Genomic DNA, 16,265 nt, shown 5'->3' with positions numbered 1-16,265 from the left:
CACCGATGACCATCAATTTCAACCTCAACGACTTACAGGCATTCCGTGCAGTTGCCGAGTTGAACAACTTCCGGAAGGCGGCCGACGCACTGCATATTTCGCAGCCGGCCTTCAGTCGCCGAATCGAAAAGCTGGAAGAAGCACTGGGTGTCCGCTTGCTGGATCGCACCACGCGACGCGTTAGCCTCACATCGGTGGGGCGGGAGTTCGACCGCAAGCTACAACAGATTCTGGATGACCTGGACCAGACACTGCTTGGCATACGAGGGGTAACGACCACGCGCATGGGGGAAGTGACTATCGCCTGCGTGCCTTCAACGGTCTATTACTTTTTGTCTCAGGTCATCTCCCGCTATCACGAACGCTATCCGAAGATTCGCGTCAAGCTACTTGACGCCAGCGCAAACGAGGTCTTGTCCGCGGTATCGTGCGGCGAAGCGGACTTCGGAATTAATTTCGTGGGCAACCAGGAGCCGGAAATCGAGTTTCGCCCCCTTCTTGAAGAGAGATTCGTGGCGGCATGCCGGCGCGACCACCCACTCGCGAAGCATCGGCGCGTCAAATGGGCAGACTTGGCTGAGTATGACTATATTTCTGTGAGCAAGGCATCCGGCAACCGACTGCTGTTAGACCAGGCGCTATCCAACGTATCCGGCCTCCCATACAGCATCTATGAGACTCAGCACGTCACAACAACGCTGGGACTAGTGGAAGCCGGGCTCGGCGTTGCGGCTGTGCCTTCGATTGCCATGCCTGGTCCGGATCATCCGCTACTTGTAAGCGTTCCGCTGACCGACCCCGTCATTACGCGCAATATTGGACTCATTCGCCGCAAGGGGCGTTCGTTGCCGCCCGCGGCACAACAACTCTATGATTTCCTCAGCGAAATGAAGTCAACCCGGGGCAAGCGCGGGAGCCGCCGCGCATAGTTGCGAGCGGCCGCAATCATTCAGCGCGGCGACGGACCAGCCATGACCACGGACGGCGTATCGCCCGCCTCAAGTTTTTCCTCCGTGAATGGGTAGTTCGATGTCAACTCGCGCTTCAGTACTTCACGATCGCAAGCCTTTTCCCACATCGAAACCACGATACAGGCGACGACGTTACTAATCGTACTCGTCAGGGCGCGAGCCTCGGACATGAAGCGGTCAATGCCCACGATAAGAGCGACGCCGGCAACGGGAAGGTCCGGCATGACGGTCAGCGTAGCTACCAGTGCCACGAATCCGCTCCCCGTTACCCCCGCTGCGCCCTTCGAGGTCAACAACATGATGCCGAGCATGGCAGCAATCTGATGCCAGGTCAGGTGGATGTCGCACGCCTGGGCAATAAACATCGACGCAAGCGTCAGATAGATAGCAGTGCCATCCAGGTTGAAGGAGTACCCTGTCGGAAGTACCAACCCGACGACGCCCTTCTTGCAGCCAAGGCGCTCGAGTTTCAACAACAACCGAGGCAGCACCGGCTCGCTTGACGATGTACCCAGGACGACAAGCAGTTCTTCCTTGACATAACGTAGCAACTGCCAAAGTCGGAACCCGTGCAGGCGACACAGGAGGCCGAGTACCACTACGACGAAGAAGGAACAGGCTACATAGAAAGTCCCGATGAGGAGCCCCAAAGATCCAATCGACTTGATTCCATAGCGTCCGACCGTGAAAGCCATCGCCCCGAAAGCCCCGATGGGTGCCGCCCGCATGATGACGCCAAAGACGGCGAAAAGCATGTGGGAGAAGCCATCGATGGTGTCCAGTACGGGACGAGCCGCGGACCCAATGCGCGAGAGCCCGAAACCGCACAACACCGCGAGCAACAGGACGGGAAGGACCTCACCTTGCGCGAACGCCCCGACGAACGCATTAGGGATGATGTGCAATGCAAAGTCGGCAAAGCCGTGGATTTGGATGTCGTTGGCAAAGCGCGCCGCAACACTCGCATCGAGCTGCTTCGGGTCGATGTGCATACCTGCGCCGGGCTGCATCAGAAATACCGTGACGAGACCGGTTAGCAAGGCAATGATGGTCAGTACATAAAATAACCCCATCGACTTCAGCAGAGTCTTTCCAATCTCCTTGGTATCGCTAAGCGACGTAATGCCGGTCACTATCGTACAGAACACGACCGGCGCGATCATCATCTTGACCAGCTTGACGAACCCATCGCCGAGCGGTTTGAGGGATGCACCGATATCTGGCCAGTAGTGCCCGACAGTGATGCCGAGCATCAGTCCGATGAGCACCTGGACGTATAAGTGCTTGAATGGGCTCCGTAGTTTCACAATGGTGTCTCCTTATATTCTTGCGACCGGCATGAGAATTGCCGGAATTTTTTCGCCAAGCGTGTCGATCTTTCAACGCCGGCTTGCAAGCACGCGGTCGACCATCACGCCAGCCTGCCCCAAGTTATTGGCGGGGTCGCACATCGCCTCGAGTTGAGATCGTGTGACATGTCCGCTGATTTCCGGGTGAGCCGCGAGTATGTCGATCAATGGCCGGTCTTCGTCGATGGCCTTGCGGCATAGGTCATAGACCAAGTCATGCGCATATTCCCGGCCGATGTACGGGCCCAACCCCATCATCACCGCTTCGGACATCACAAGCCCGTTGGTCATATCGATGTTGGCGCGCATGCGGTCAGCGTCTACTTCAAGCCCTTGCAGGACAAATTTGGCCTGTTTCAATGCGCCGGAGATCAGGCAGAAGATCTCGGGCAACGACACCCATTCAATCTCCCATGGCCCGGTGGAGCGCTCATGGTCGGCGACCATCGCATCCATCAGGGCCGCTGCGTGCTGTCGCGCCACTGAAATGTTCGCGTGGATGTATAGGCACGAAATGGGGTTGCGCTTCTGCGGCATGGTAGACGACGAGCCGCGCCCGGGCGCGAATGGCTCGAACACCTCCGCCACCTCCGTCTGCATCATCAGCTTTACATCCATGGCAATCTTGCCAAGCGATCCACCGACGAGACCCAGGAAGGCGCCAACCTCGGCTACGGTGTCGCGTACCGTGTGCCAGGAGATGAGCGGCTGCGCCAAACCCAGCTCTTTCATCAGCGCGGCTTGCGTCTCCATAGCGCCCGTCTGCAGGGAAGAAAGCGTACCGGAGGCGCCGCCGAACTCTCCCATCAGTACACGCGGCTTAAGCTGCTGCAACCGCTCGCGGTGACGGTCAATGCCAGCCAGGATGCTGGCCATCTTGTAGCCGAACGTAATCGGTGTGGCTTGCTGCAAGTTAGAACGGCCGATGACTGGGGTGTCCCGATATGTCTTCGCCAGCTTAGCGAGCGCCCCAGCAATATCGTCCAGATCCGCCTCGATCAGTGCGAGACCCTCACGCATTTGCAGCACAGCCGCAGTGTCAGTAATGTCCTGGGTCGTGGCCCCCCAGTGACAGAACTCGCCGAGGCCGTCCCGGCAGTTCTGGTTAATCTGGTTGACCACGGCGATGATTGGATAGCCGATTTGCTCGGTTTTGGCTTTGAGCTTTACCCAGTCAATCTGCGAAAGTTCGCAGTTGCGCACGATTTCGTCGGCGGCCTCTTTCGGGATGATACCGAGTTCGCCCTGCACCTTTGCCAAGGCGCGCTCGATGTCAAGGTACTTGGCGGTCCGGTTCTCGTCCGACCACACCTCGCGCATGCGCGCATCACTGAACATGTCGCCAAAGATGCGCGAGTCAATAATTGTGGAAGCCATAATGTTCTACCTCTGCTTAATCTTGTCGAATGAGTCGACGGATGGAGTCGGATTCACACCGCATTGTCCGAACGCAGTGCCGTAATCTCGTGGGAGGCGTATCCGAGTTCCGCAAGAATGGAGTCGGTGTGTTGACCAAGGGCAGGGATCGGGTCCATACGCGGCCCTTCGTTCCAAGTGCCAGGCGGCAACAGGGCCGGCAGCGTGCCCTGGGGCGACCCAACCTCAGTCCAGCGGCACCGCGCTTTGAGTTGCGGATGTTCCCAGACCCCGTTCATATCGTTGACACGGGCATTGGCAATCTGCGCGATTTCCAGCCGCTCCACCACCTGCGCGCCGGTCAGGGAAGCGAAGGCGTCCACGATAATCTGCCGCAAGGCTGTACGCGCAGCCACCCGCTTCGAGTTAGAGGTAAACCGCGGATCCTCGACAAGTTCGGGCTGCTGCAACACTTTCAGGCAGAAGCTCGCCCACTCCCGTTCGTTCTGCAGACCCAGCATCACCGTGACGCCATCGCCTGCAGGGAAAGGACCATACGGATAGATAGTGGCGTGACTTGCGCCAGTGCGCGGCGGCGGCTCTGCGCCGTCGAACGCATAGTAAAGCGGGTAGCTTGTCCACTCCGCCAGCGATTCAAGCATCGAGATATCGATACGCTGACCGCGCCCGGTCTGACCGCGCTGGAGCAGCGCGGCCAGAATATTGGTGTAGGCATACATGCCCGCGGCAATATCGGCGATGGAAGGTCCAGCCTTGCAGGGTTCCTCCGGGGTCCCTGTCACCGACACGAAGCCGGCCTCGCTTTGAATCAGGAGATCATAGGCCTTCTTGTCCCGATAGGGGCCCGGATTGACCGGGTCATCGCCGTAGCCGGAAATGTCGCAAACAATCAGTTCCGGCTTGACTGCGGAGAGCCTCTCATAGCCCAGGCCCAAGCGGGCGGCCGCCCCGGGCGCGAGATTCTGCACCACGACGTCCGCCTTATTCATGATGAGACGCTCGAGCACGCCAGCAGCCGCCGGATGCTTGACGTCCAGCGTCAAGCTCTCCTTCGAACGATTGGTCCAAACGAAATGCGACGCCAAGCCGCGCACCCGTTCGTCGTATCCGCGAGCGAAGTCGCCCACGCCCGGCCTTTCGATTTTGATGACACGGGCGCCCAGATCGGCTAGCTGACGGGTCGCGAACGGCGCCGCGATAGCATGCTCGAACGTAACGACGGTGATGTCTTTAAGTGGTTGCATCGTGAGAATCCGGGAGGCAAATCAGCGCAAGACGGCAGTGGCGTCCATGGTCAACCATCCTTCATGGTCCGACGCCCAAAGATGAATGGTCTTGCCATCAGCCTGAGGCTGCCCATTGACGTGGAAGGGGTGCAGGTCGAATGTCGGACGCACTGCGCGAAAGCGGAAGCTCACCACGTCAGCTTGCGGCAGCTCGCGCCGAAGCAGGTCCAGCAGCAGCGTCGCGATAAGCGGTCCGTGTACGATGAGGCCGGGGTATCCTTCTACTTCCGTCACATAGCGGCGGTCATAGTGAATGCGGTGGCCATTGAATGTCAGCGCCGAATAGCGGAACAGCAGTACATCGTCCGGCACGATTTGGCGCCGCCAGGCCGCTTCAGAAGGCGCCGCTTGGGGTGTGGCGGCAACATCACCCGATTGCTGTGCCTCGCGATAGACGATGTCATGAAACTCCACGAGCGAGGGCTCAAGGAGCCCTTCGACGCACACCTCATGACGGACCTTGACGAAGACCAATTTGCCGGTCCTGCCCTCCTTGGTCGAGACGTCATCGATGGTCGAGGTGCGCACAACGCGGTCGCCCACCCGAAGCGGAGCACGAAATTCAAACTGGCCACCAGCCCACATGCGACGTGGCAGTGGCACGGGAGGCAGGAAGCCACCACGCTTTGCATGACCATCCGCACCAATCTCGCTCTGTCGGTGCATGGGAAGAAAGTAAAGCCAATGCCACAGCGGCGGCAATGGCGTACCAGTCGGCTGCGGTGCCACCGGATAGTCCAGCGTGGCCCGCAAAGCAGTCACCGGCACCGCGGTAATCGTATCTTCGTGCTGCTCCCTGCGTCCGATCCATGTCCGCGGGTCCATTGCCTGTTCGTTCACTGCTCTCTCCTTGCTGTCCGTGCCAGAGCGGCACATGCACGCGAATTGATTTTGGTCTCCCCGCTGAAGAGAGGGAAATGCATAGTTCCGATGGATTGATCCGCCAACTGCATCAATCGCGAGCCCGTGCAGCAGGTCCGGGTCGCAAGCCGATACCGCCACCGGCCTTGCTGCCCTTGACGCCCATGAAGGAAGGGAGCGCGTAACCGCCATGGATTCGATTGAAGTCAACCTCAGCGTAGACATCGGTGCGCTTCGACAGGTTGTAGTCAGCAACACCCGTGACCATACTTCGGCTGCCATCGGCGTTGCGTTGGCGGTCGTAGTGTGACGTCACCGATAGTGTTTAGGCTTGGGTCGCAGCTACCGCGATGCCGCCTAAACGGACCATTGCCGTCAGTCAGAAGACGGAGGACATAGCCGTCCGGCGATTGCAAGGATCGGCGCTTCGAGCGATGTCATGGCGCGGCGACCCAGCGGCCCATCGGCTTGGCAAGGGAGCGAGGTACGGGAAACGCACTGCTTGAATGGGCGGACGACGTCGCCCAGCGGCGGATGGGGCAGTCAGCCTGTCCTGGCTTCCACTGACAAGAACTCTGCCCGTACATCGGCAGCCAGGCGCATCAGCAGCGGTGCCAACCGCAGCACTGCCTCCGATAGCGGAACCTTCGTCGACTGGCTGACGTTCAGCACGTGAATCGCGTGCGCTCCGAGTTGCAGGGGCGTGGAGACTGCCACGACCTCCGGCTGCCAGCCAGCGGCGCACCAGCCATGCTGTCGGACATGCGTAATGGCCTCGCGGATTTCCGCTTCGAGCGTTGGCGAGCTCGCGAAGCGCGCCTGGAAGTCCGCCATCATGGCAGTGCGCTCGCCCTCGGATGCGGCCGCCAGCCACGCCCGCCCCAGGGAAGTCAACGCCATCGGCACGCGCTGCCCCGCCACCACGCTGCGCAGGGAGGCCCTGCGGCTGTAGCGGATCGATTCGAGGTAGACCATCTCGTCGCGGTCGGCCATCGCCAGGCCGACGTTCAGGTGCTCGCGCTCTGCCAGCTCCCGCATCCGTGGCGCAGCGACTTGCAGGATGGCGGAGCCGCTGCGCATGGCGTGCGCGAGGCTAAGCAACGGCACGCCGAGGCGGTAGGCACGCAACGCGGTGTCGTACTGGAGGAAGCCGGTATCGACAAGGCTCTGCGTCAGCCGGCTGACGGTCGAACGGGGCAGTCCGGTACGCTCGGCGAGTTCGCTATTGCCAAGGGTCTCCGAGCCCGGCCGGAAGGCGCGCAGGATCTCGAGCCCTCGCTCCAGCGAACGGTTGGCCAGCAGGCTGGCCGGGCGGCCGCGCGCCCGGCGACTTGCATCTTGCGCATCCAACGTCTTCCTCCCGCGGGCTTGCCCTCAGGGCGCGATCACGGCCACGCCGTCCGCCGCACGCACGCCTTTTCCGGCTGGCAGGACGAAGAGCGGATTGATCTCCGCCTCGGCGAGGCGGGCGCCCATTGCCGCCGTCATGGCCGAGAACGCCACGATAGCATCGGCGAGTGCTCCCACGTCGGCCTTCGGCCGGCCGCGATAGCCGTCAAGCAGGGGCCAGGTCTTCAGGCAGTGGATCATGTCCAGTGCCTCTGCATGCGTCAGGCCTCCGGCTGGCGGCAACAGGCGCAACGTCGTGTCCTGGAACAGCTCCGCCGTGACGCCGCCCATGCCAAGCAGAATCGCGGTGCCGAGGGCGTCGCGGTGCATGCCAAGAATCAGCTCGACGCCACCGGACACCATTTCCTGCACCAGGAAGCGCTCCGGCGCTTCACCCGTGTGATGCCGCACCGCCTCGCGCATCACCTCCAGCCGGGCGCCTGCCTCCGCCGGCGCGACGCCCACCGCTACCCCACCCACGTCGCTCTTGTGCGTGATGGCGGACGACAGAATCTTCAGCACTACCCGGCCACCCAGTTCGCGCGCGGCAGCCTCCGCTTGCGCTGCGTTGGCAACTTCCCGTTCGCGGACCCCGGGTACTCCGAAGCGCGCGAAGAGTTGCTTGGCCGCGGCCTCGTCCAGCGGCCCCGCCGGCAGATCGGAGGTATCCACCAACGAAGACGCAGGGACCGCGTCTGCGTCGTCCGGAAGCCGTTGGCGCGCCGCCAGCATGGCCGCGAACGCTACTGCGCAACTCTCCGGCGCGCTGAAAGCCGGCACGCCACTGCGGCTCAGCACGGCCGCCACTTCCGGCGCGTGGGGACTGACGTAGGCCAGCACCGGCTTGTCGCTCTCCGGCAGGCAGTCGTTGATGGCATCGGCCATCAGGTGCGGCATGGCCAGGCCGGACGAGCCGACGATCACGGTCACCGCGTCATACGACGGGCTCGCGAGCAGTGCACGGATCGCGCCGCGCAGCAGATCTGGCTGCAGGCCGGCCAGCGTCACGTCGATGGGGTTGCGGTCCAGCGCGGCGTGGTCGCCCTTTTGCAGGGCGCGCAGCCGCTCAGCCGTCATCGCATCCGGCGGCGGTGTCTCGAAGCCGGAAACGCCGAGGCTGTCCGCCACGAGCGTGCCCGCGCCTCCGGTCGAGGTCAGCACGGCGATCCGCCGACCGGTCAGCACGCGTCCAGTAGCAAGCGCGGCAGGGATGTCGACCAGGTCAGAGAACGATTGTGCCCGGATCACGCCAACCTGCCGGAACAGCGCATCGTACATGCGGTCGGCGCCGGCCATTGCGCCGGTGTGCGACACAGCGGCGCGCGCGCCCGCCTCGGAGCGGCCGATCTTGAAAGCCACCACGGGCTTGCCGGCCGCGGCCGCCTTCAGCGCCGCCGCACGGAATTTCGCCGGGTGCCGCACGCTTTCCACATACAGCGCAATGACCTGCGTGGCCGGGTCGTCAGCCAGATAGTCGATGAAGTCCGCGAGGTCGAGGTCCGCCTCGTTGCTGGTCGACACCAGCTTGGACAGGCCGACGCCCCGCGCCGCCGCACGCGACAGCAGCGCACCCAGGATGCCGCCGCTTTGCGACACCACGCCGACGCCGCCCGCCGGGAACCGCTCCATTTCCAGCGCGCCGCTCGCCGAAAGTGGAATGCTGTCCGTCACATTGACCAGCCCGATCGTGTTCGGACCGAGCAGGCGCATGCCGCCGGCCGCTTCGACCAGTTCAGCCTGCCGCCGCGCGCCTTCCGCGCCGGTCTCGGTATAGCCGCTCGCCAGTACGATGGCCGCCGCCGTGCCGCGAGCGGCCAGCTCGCGAACGGCATGGTGCGCCCGCTCTGCGCCAAGCAGGACGAGACCGACGTCGGGAACTTCGGGAAGCGAGTCGATGTCCGGATAGCAGCGGATGCCGCCGATCGCGGCCACCCGCGGGTTGACCGGGTAGATTGCGCCCGCATAGCCGTGGCGCACAAGGTATGAGACGGGGCGGCCCGCGGTCTTTTCCGGATCGGCCGACGCGCCGATCACCGCCACGCTGCGCGGCGCGAACAGGCGGGAGATAGCGTCCGGGCCTGAGCGCGGCGAGGCAATGGAAGCGCGGAATGAAGTCGTCATGATGTCTCAACCCTTTGCCGTGGCAGCCTTGGCCAGGAAGGCGAGCACCGATTCGCGGTGCTCGCTGCTCGTGTAGCAGATGCCCTGCGCCTGGCTCCCCTGCGCGAACACCTGGTCGGAGGTCAGTTCGAAGGTCTGGTTCAGGATCGTCTTGCCGAGCGCCAGCGCCGTGGGCGAGCCCTTCGACAGCTCTGCCGCCCAGGCGACCGCTTCGGCCAGGAGCGTTTCCGGCGACGTGCTCAGCCGGTCCGCGATGCCGAGCGCCAGCGCCTCCCCGGCATCGACCTTGCGGCCGCTGAAGATCAGCGCCTTGGCCATTGGCAGCCCGGTGCGCCGTGGCAGGAAGTACATGCCGCCGCCATCGGGAATCAGCCCGCGGTGGATGTACGACCACGCAAAGCTGGCCGACGCCGACGCCATCACGAAATCGCAGGCCATGGCCATGTCGGCACCGAGGCCGTTGGCGCCGCCATTGACCGCGGCGATGACCGGCTTGGGCATGTGATGAAGCAGCGCGACCGAATGGTGCACGCGCTGCTGGCGCGTCCAGCCGTTGAAGCCGACTTCGCCGTGGGGCGCTTCCATGCGGCGCTGCATGCCAGCCACGTCGCCGCCGGCACAGAATCCCTTGCCGCTGCCCGTCAGTACCAGCGCGCGGATCTCCCGGCTTGCGGTGACATATTCCAGCGCGTCGATAAGCTCGATGCGCATGTCGTCGCTGATGGCATTGCGCTTCTCGGGGCGGTTCAGGGTGAGGACCGCTACGCCGTCCTGTACGTCGAGGTGAATCAGGTGGTGTTCGCTCATGATGGGTGTTTGGATGTTCAATTCGGCTGCTTGTGTAGACGGGTGCGTCAGTTCAAGGTGATGTGGGCGTCCTTGACGACCTTGCTCCAACGCGCCTGTTCGCCGAGCACGTAGCGCCCCAAGTCCTCCGGCGTCCCGGGAGAGACGATCAGCCCCTCCGACGCCACACGCTTGCGGAAGCCGTCGGCTGTCACCGCCTTCTTCGCTGCAGCATTCAGCCGGGCAATGATCGGCGCTGGCGTGCCGGCCGGCACGAAGAGCCCGTACCAGCTTTCGGCGACATATCCGGGTACGCCCGCCTCGGCGATCGTCGGCACCTTTGCCAGGTCGGCGCTGGTCGAGCGCTGTGCTGTGGTCACGCCCAGCGCCCGCAACTTGCCCGACTCGAGCAGGTTGCCGACTGCGGAAGCCGTCGCGAACATCATGTCCACCTGGCCGCCCAGCAAGTCAGTGATGGCCGGGCCGGCGCCTTTGTAGGGAATGTGGTTGAGGTCGATCTTCGCAAGGCTCTTGAACAGTTCGCCGGCAAGGTGGGCGGACGTGCCCGAGCCCTGCGAGGCAAAGGAGAGCTGCCCAGGCTTCGCCCTTGCGGCGCTGAGGATGTCCTTCACAGATTTGTAGGGACTGTCGGCGCGCACGACCAGCACGTTGGGCGAGCGGCCGACCAGCATCACGGGAGCGAATGCCTTGTCGGTCTGGTACGGCAGCTTCGGCTGCAGGCTCGGGTTGACGGCGTGGGCGAAGGTCGCCATCACAAGCGTGTAGCCGTCCGGCGGCGACTTGGCGACGTTATCCGTGCCGATAATGGTGCCCCCGCCGGGCCGATTGTCGACGACCACCGGCTGCCCGAGGTCCTGGCCCATTGCAACGCCCATCGCGCGTGTGATCAAGTCGGTGCCGCCGCCTGGCGAGAAGGGTACGACGATGCGAATGGGCTTGTCGGGATAGGCGGCCTGCGCAAGCTGTGCTGGCAGGGGTGCCAGAACGGCAAGAGGCGCGAGGAGCGCCCTCAGGCTGCGGCCGGCACGATGTATCAGAGTTGCCACGGTTGTCTCCTGTCATTGGCTTCGCCGGTATGCCGGCTGCACAAACAGGTTAAGCGTGGAATGGTGTTGTGGCAGCCCACCAATTCCATACAGTGGAATTGGTGGGCTGCCTATCGCGTTTGGCTCGGTGTTTCGCCTAGCGGCTGTCGGGGATGGCGTGCATTCGCCGCGCAGACAGCGGCGGGTTACCTGAACCTCCATCTTCGAGCCATGCCACATCCGATTTCCATGTGGCGTTCTCGATAAAGCTCCGCAACTTCTCACACATCATCGTTATCCACGCCTCAGCGAAACGCGATAGAGGTTGGTCACGCAGAGTCGTTATCGCGACGGTGGAGCGGATCGCAGGCCGCTCGATACGGTGCGCCACCAGTTCTCCCGCTTCGATCTCTTGTTGGATGGCGACATACGTCAGGATGGAGTACCCCAATCCAGCCTTAACCAGGCGCTTCGTCAGCGCGACGCTGTCCACTTCGAGCGTCACGCGCAAGCGCACCCCGTGCTGGATCGCCGCCTGTTCCACCAGGCGACGGTTGCTATGGGGGAGTCCGGGCAGGATGAGCGGGATATCGGCCAAGTCACGGATCTGCAAATCCGGTTTGCCAGGGCCGGATCCTGGCGGACCAACCAGAATCATCGGCTCGTTGAACAGCGGCCGGACGTCGAAGGCATCCAGTGGGGGCTGGTTGTAGACCACCGCCAAGTCGACGCGCCGGTCGAGCACCCACTCTTGCAAAGAGCTGCTCAATCCCTCGCGCACATGCAGGGAGACCCGAGGCCATCGGGCGCGGAAATCTTCGATCAACTCGGCACCGACCAGCAAGCCAATCGTCGGCGGCAGTCCCACGGCCAGATGACCCCGTTCTTCGTCGGCGCTGGCGCGAACGGCTTCCCCGGTCTCGGCAAGCATGTGCGTGATCATTTCTGCTCGTTCGAGCAATCGCGACCCTGCTGCAGTGACTCTTACGCCTCGTCCGTGCCGGATCAGCAGGGCCACGCCGATTTCCGTTTCGAGCTTGGCAATTTGCCGGCTGAGTGCCGGCTGAGCAATGTAGAGCTCGGCTGCCGCGCGGCTGAAGCTGCCGGCGCGCGCAACGTGGATGAAGCTCTTGAGTTCGCGGATGTCCATGGTGCTTGAGCTATGCCTATAGAGCATAGATTTGTATGTTTATACGGTCTTTGTCAAGCAGATGGCATCAATCTATGCTTCCGGCAGATACGAAGCATTCATAAGATCCATTGGAGACAGGCATGTTGCCCCTCGCAGTCCTGCACCCCTCGCCTCATTCCTAGCCGCCCCGGCGGTACGGCCTGCCCGGTTATAGCCGGCGCGAGCATCCAATCTCTCGAACGCCTCTCCGAGTTCCGCCTTGCCAGCGGGCGGCTTGGGAGCCCTTCGACTTTCTACAAGCTCCGGCGGTAACGCCGCAGCGCATTCGGTCCGGTCAATTCCGTGCCTGGATCAGGAGACGCGATCAACGTGAAGCATTTGAAGAAACTGCATATCCAGGTGCTGCTCGGACTCGTCTGCGCAGTCATCCTCGGCCTTGTTGCACCCCAGTGGGCGATTGCGATGAAGCCATTGGGCCAGGGCTTCATCGCCCTGCTGAAGATGATGCTCGCTCCCATCATCTTCTGTACGCTGGTCCAGGGACTGGCCCACGTTCGCGACCTCCGGATGCTTGGCCGCATGGGTGTGAAATCGCTGGTGTACTTCGAGGTTCTCAGCACTGTGGCCATGGTCCTCGGCTTCGTGCTGGTCAATGTATTTCAACCGGGCATCGGGCTGCACGCGACCAACCTGGCCGAGAGCGCCGATGCCGTCAAGGCCACGGCCAGTGCAGGTGGGATTTCCGCCGTCAACTATGTCCTCGGGCTGATCCCGCACACGTTGGTCGATGCCTTTGCCAAGGGCGACATCGTCCAGGTGCTGATCATCTCGATTCTGGCCGGACTGGCGCTCAACCTCTCCGTCGGGCATGACTCTGTGCTGCTGCGCGGGCTCGACGAGGCCCAGTCGGTGCTCTTCCGCATGCTCGCCTTCATCATGAAGCTGGCGCCGCTGGGAGCCTTCGGTGCAATGGCGGCAGCGGTGGGCAGCTATGGCGGCATGACCCTCGTATATCTGCTCAAGGTGATCGTGCTGTACTACGCTGCATCGCTCGTCTTCGTGTTCGGCGTGCTGAGCAGCGTCAGTTGGATGATCGGGCTGCCCTACTTCGCGATCCTGAAGCTGATCCGCGAAGAACTGCTGCTGATCTTGGGCACGGCGTCCAGCGAGGTTGCATTCCCGCGACTTGTCGAGAAATTCCAGCGCGCGGGTTGCGACGATGCAGTGGTGGGCTTTGTTTTGCCGGCCGGCTACAGCTTCAACTTGGATGGAACGTCCATCTACATGGCGATTGCCATCGGCTTTATCGCGCAGGCGACCGACACGCCGTTCTCGCTGTGGCAGCAAATCGGACTGCTCGCAATTCTCAGCCTTACCTCCAAGGGCGGCACCACGGTTGCCGGCGGCGCCTTCGTCAAGCTGGCTGCGACCCTCCAGTCCGTACGCTCGCTGCCCCTTGCCGGCCTGGGCCTGCTGTTCGGCATCGACCGCGTCATGGCCGTCGCCACGGCACTGGTCAATGTCGTCGGCAACACCATGGCTGTATTCGCCATCGCGCGCTGGGAGGGTGCATTTGATGCAGAAGCCTTCACCCGGGAGACAGGTGGCCGTGTTCGGACGCCCCTTCTGTCGACAAATACGGCCGCGACAACGCGTGCCGTAGCCCAAACGAACTGAACTCTGCAAAGGTCCTGCCATGCAACCCCGTATCTCGCCCATCAATCCCGAAGATCTCGACGCAGCGCAGCGCGCTGTGTATGACGCCATCGCAAGTGGCCCACGCAAGGGCGTCCGTGGTCCGCTCGCTGTCTGGTTGCATCGCCCGCAACTGGCCGACCGAGCACAGGCACTGGGCCGCTACTGCCGGTATGACAGCAGCCTCCCGCCGCGCCTGTCGGAACTGGCGATCCTGTTCATGGGCCGCCATTGGCTCGCCGAATATGAATGGGCCGCGCACAAGCCCTTCGCCCTGGAGGCCGGTGTTGCCCCTGCCGTCATCGATGCGATCCGGGATGGTGCCACACCTCCGTTTTCCCAGCGCGACGAGGCACTGGTGTACGCATTCCTTACACAGCTTCATGCATGGCGCGCCGTGGATGACGCCCTTTACGCCGAGCTCACCGAAGCGATCGGAAAGGACGGCGTCGTCGATCTGGTCGGCGTTGCTGGCTACTACACCCTCATCTCGATGACCATCAAGGTCTTCAATGTCCCGCCGCCCGTCGGCGCGACGCCTGAACTGCCAACGACTCTCTGACAAGGAACCTGCCGTGAATATCGTGGATACGATGAACTCATCAGCAACTGTTTCGTCCGCCGGCCGTCTGCAAGGCAAGGTGGCAATCGTCACCGGCGCCGGTTGCGTTGGGCCCGGCTGGGGCAATGGCCGCGCTGTCGCCGTCCTGTTCGCCATGGCTGGCGCACGCGTCTTCGCCGTCGACAAGAGCATGGAAACCATGGAAGAAACGCTGCGACGGGTGCGCGATGCTGGCGGTGACGTGACCCCCTACACGTGTGATGTCACCGACAGCGCCGCAGTGAAGACCATGGTCGACGCCTGCGTCGAAAAATACGGACGTGTCGACATCCTCGTGAATAATGTCGGCGGCTCCGCGGCGGGCGGCCCGGTCGATCTGCCGGAGGAGAAGTGGGATGCGCAGATTGCGTTCAACCTGAAGAGCGTATACCTGACCTGCAAGCACGTGATCCCGGCCATGGAGCATGTCGGCGGCGGTGCGATCGTCAATACGGCCTCGACATCCGGACTGCGCTGGACCGGATCGGCCCAGGTTGCCTACGCCGCGTGCAAGGCCGGTGTCATCCAGCTATCCAGAGTGGTGGCTGTGGAATACGCCAAAAAGGGAATCCGGGTCAACACCGTCGTGCCGGGACAGTTGCACACGCCAATGGTGGAGGCGCGTCTTGCCGGGCAGCGGTCTGGCGGCGATGTCGACAAGCTTCTGGAAACCCGTCTGGCACGCATCCCGCTTGGCTTCATGGGAGATGGCCGCGATACCGCTAACGCGGCACTGTTCCTGGCTTCCGACGAAGCACGCTTCATCACCGGCACGGAAGTGGTGGTGGATGGCGGCATGATTGCACGCTGCGATTGACCATGCAGGCACTTCAGAACGGCGGTATGTGGGACTGCCACACCCATATCTATGGTCCGTGGGAGATCTATCCGCTCCCTGCCGATGCAGCGTACCAGCCGGCGGAGGCGCCAATGGAGCAGCTTCTGGCGGTCCATGCACGGCTCGGCATTGAGCACGGCGTGCTGGTCCAGGCGGCCTGCTACCGGAATGACCACAGTGCGTTGCTGGCGGCCCTGGCCATGTCGGACGGCCGGTATCGCGGCATTGCACTCGTGGATCATGCCACGACCGATGACGAGTTGCGCACGCTCCACCACGGGGGAGTGCGTGGCATCCGGTTCAACTTCATGGGGCACTTGCCCGGGGATCGGGACCTCGGTCGATTGCGCGCGGTCGCCGAGCGAATTGCACCACTGGGCTGGCACGTGCTTCTGCACGGCCGGCTCGACCAGATCCTGCCCGTCCTGGAGGAATGGAAAGGCCTGGATACGGTGCTGGTGATCGACCACATGGCCCGGCAGGATGCCACCGCACCCCTCGATGAAGGGCGGGTGCGCGCGCTCGAGGGCCACCTGCGGCACCCGAAGCGCTGGATCAAGCTCTCGGGTGTCGATCGCCTGATGCAGGGCGCCGCACCACCGTGGGCCGCCGCCTTGCCGCTGGCTCGCAGGCTACTGCGCGCCGCCCCCGAACGTGCCATCTGGGGGACAGATTGGCCGCATCCGAACATCCAGGGCGATGCCCCGGACGATGGCGAACTGCTGGCCTTCGTGCGCGAGGTGTGCGGAGACCCGGCGCTGGCCGAAGCGGTGCTGATCGATAACCCGCAGCGACTGTATTTCTGATCGAGGC

At 63.0% G+C, this 16,265-nt stretch carries 14 protein-coding genes; 5 read left to right on the top strand and 9 right to left on the bottom strand.

What is annotated here, in order from left to right; genetic code table 11:
* Positions 1-5: 5 nt before the first annotated feature.
* Positions 6-929: a LysR family transcriptional regulator gene (locus AC3FNH_RS13380; RefSeq protein WP_488720361.1), complete on the top strand. Its 924-nt coding sequence runs from the start codon at positions 6-8 to the stop codon at positions 927-929.
* A 20-nt stretch (positions 930-949) separates the two neighbouring features.
* Here the strand turns inward: AC3FNH_RS13380 and dctA are convergent, their stop codons facing one another.
* The 9 genes from dctA to AC3FNH_RS13335 all read right to left on the bottom strand — a co-directional run bounded on the left by dctA (position 950) and on the right by AC3FNH_RS13335 (position 12,336).
* Entirely contained in the window at positions 950-2,278 is a 1,329-nt protein-coding gene (gene dctA, locus AC3FNH_RS13375) for a C4-dicarboxylate transporter DctA (RefSeq protein ID WP_488720360.1), read from the bottom strand.
* A gap of 72 nt (positions 2,279-2,350) precedes the next feature.
* Complete coding sequence (locus tag AC3FNH_RS13370) at positions 2,351-3,697, bottom strand: class-II fumarase/aspartase family protein (protein ID WP_488720359.1); 1,347 nt, start codon at positions 3,695-3,697, stop codon at positions 2,351-2,353.
* A gap of 53 nt (positions 3,698-3,750) precedes the next feature.
* Positions 3,751-4,941 (bottom strand): CaiB/BaiF CoA transferase family protein, encoded by a 1,191-nt coding sequence (locus AC3FNH_RS13365; RefSeq protein ID WP_488720358.1) that lies wholly within the window; start codon positions 4,939-4,941, stop codon positions 3,751-3,753.
* A 21-nt stretch (positions 4,942-4,962) separates the two neighbouring features.
* Positions 4,963-5,808 (bottom strand): HTD2 family dehydratase, encoded by an 846-nt coding sequence (locus AC3FNH_RS13360; protein ID WP_488720402.1) that lies wholly within the window; start codon positions 5,806-5,808, stop codon positions 4,963-4,965.
* 579 nt (positions 5,809-6,387) lie between these two features.
* Complete coding sequence (locus tag AC3FNH_RS13355) at positions 6,388-7,194, bottom strand: IclR family transcriptional regulator (protein ID WP_488720357.1); 807 nt, start codon at positions 7,192-7,194, stop codon at positions 6,388-6,390.
* A gap of 24 nt (positions 7,195-7,218) precedes the next feature.
* A complete protein-coding gene (locus tag AC3FNH_RS13350; protein ID WP_488720356.1) occupies positions 7,219-9,354 on the bottom strand; it encodes an acetate--CoA ligase family protein in 2,136 nt (711 codons plus the stop codon).
* A 6-nt stretch (positions 9,355-9,360) separates the two neighbouring features.
* A complete protein-coding gene (locus tag AC3FNH_RS13345; protein WP_488720355.1) occupies positions 9,361-10,161 on the bottom strand; it encodes an enoyl-CoA hydratase/isomerase family protein in 801 nt (266 codons plus the stop codon).
* A gap of 47 nt (positions 10,162-10,208) precedes the next feature.
* A complete protein-coding gene (locus tag AC3FNH_RS13340) occupies positions 10,209-11,207 on the bottom strand; it encodes a tripartite tricarboxylate transporter substrate binding protein (RefSeq protein WP_488720354.1) in 999 nt (332 codons plus the stop codon).
* Positions 11,208-11,343: 136 nt separating this feature from the next.
* Positions 11,344-12,336: a LysR family transcriptional regulator gene (locus AC3FNH_RS13335; protein WP_488720353.1), complete on the bottom strand. Its 993-nt coding sequence runs from the start codon at positions 12,334-12,336 to the stop codon at positions 11,344-11,346.
* Between the two features lie 351 nt (positions 12,337-12,687).
* Between AC3FNH_RS13335 and AC3FNH_RS13330 the strand changes: the two genes are divergently transcribed.
* From AC3FNH_RS13330 to AC3FNH_RS13315, 4 genes are read left to right on the top strand one after another with little or no spacing between them, the layout of a single operon-like run.
* A complete protein-coding gene (locus AC3FNH_RS13330; RefSeq protein ID WP_488720352.1) occupies positions 12,688-13,995 on the top strand; it encodes a cation:dicarboxylate symporter family transporter in 1,308 nt (435 codons plus the stop codon).
* Between the two features lie 19 nt (positions 13,996-14,014).
* Complete coding sequence (locus AC3FNH_RS13325) at positions 14,015-14,575, top strand: carboxymuconolactone decarboxylase family protein (protein ID WP_488720351.1); 561 nt, start codon at positions 14,015-14,017, stop codon at positions 14,573-14,575.
* 31 nt (positions 14,576-14,606) lie between these two features.
* Positions 14,607-15,431, top strand: coding sequence for an SDR family NAD(P)-dependent oxidoreductase (locus tag AC3FNH_RS13320; RefSeq protein ID WP_488720401.1), 825 nt, complete (start codon positions 14,607-14,609; stop codon positions 15,429-15,431).
* Between the two features lie 2 nt (positions 15,432-15,433).
* Positions 15,434-16,258 (top strand): amidohydrolase family protein, encoded by an 825-nt coding sequence (locus tag AC3FNH_RS13315; protein WP_488720400.1) that lies wholly within the window; start codon positions 15,434-15,436, stop codon positions 16,256-16,258.
* The last annotated feature ends 7 nt before the right edge of the window (positions 16,259-16,265 follow it).

It is taken from the genome of Cupriavidus sp. 22TCCZM01-5 (genome assembly GCF_057798915.1).
This window is presented reverse-complemented; position numbering and strand designations above follow the sequence as displayed.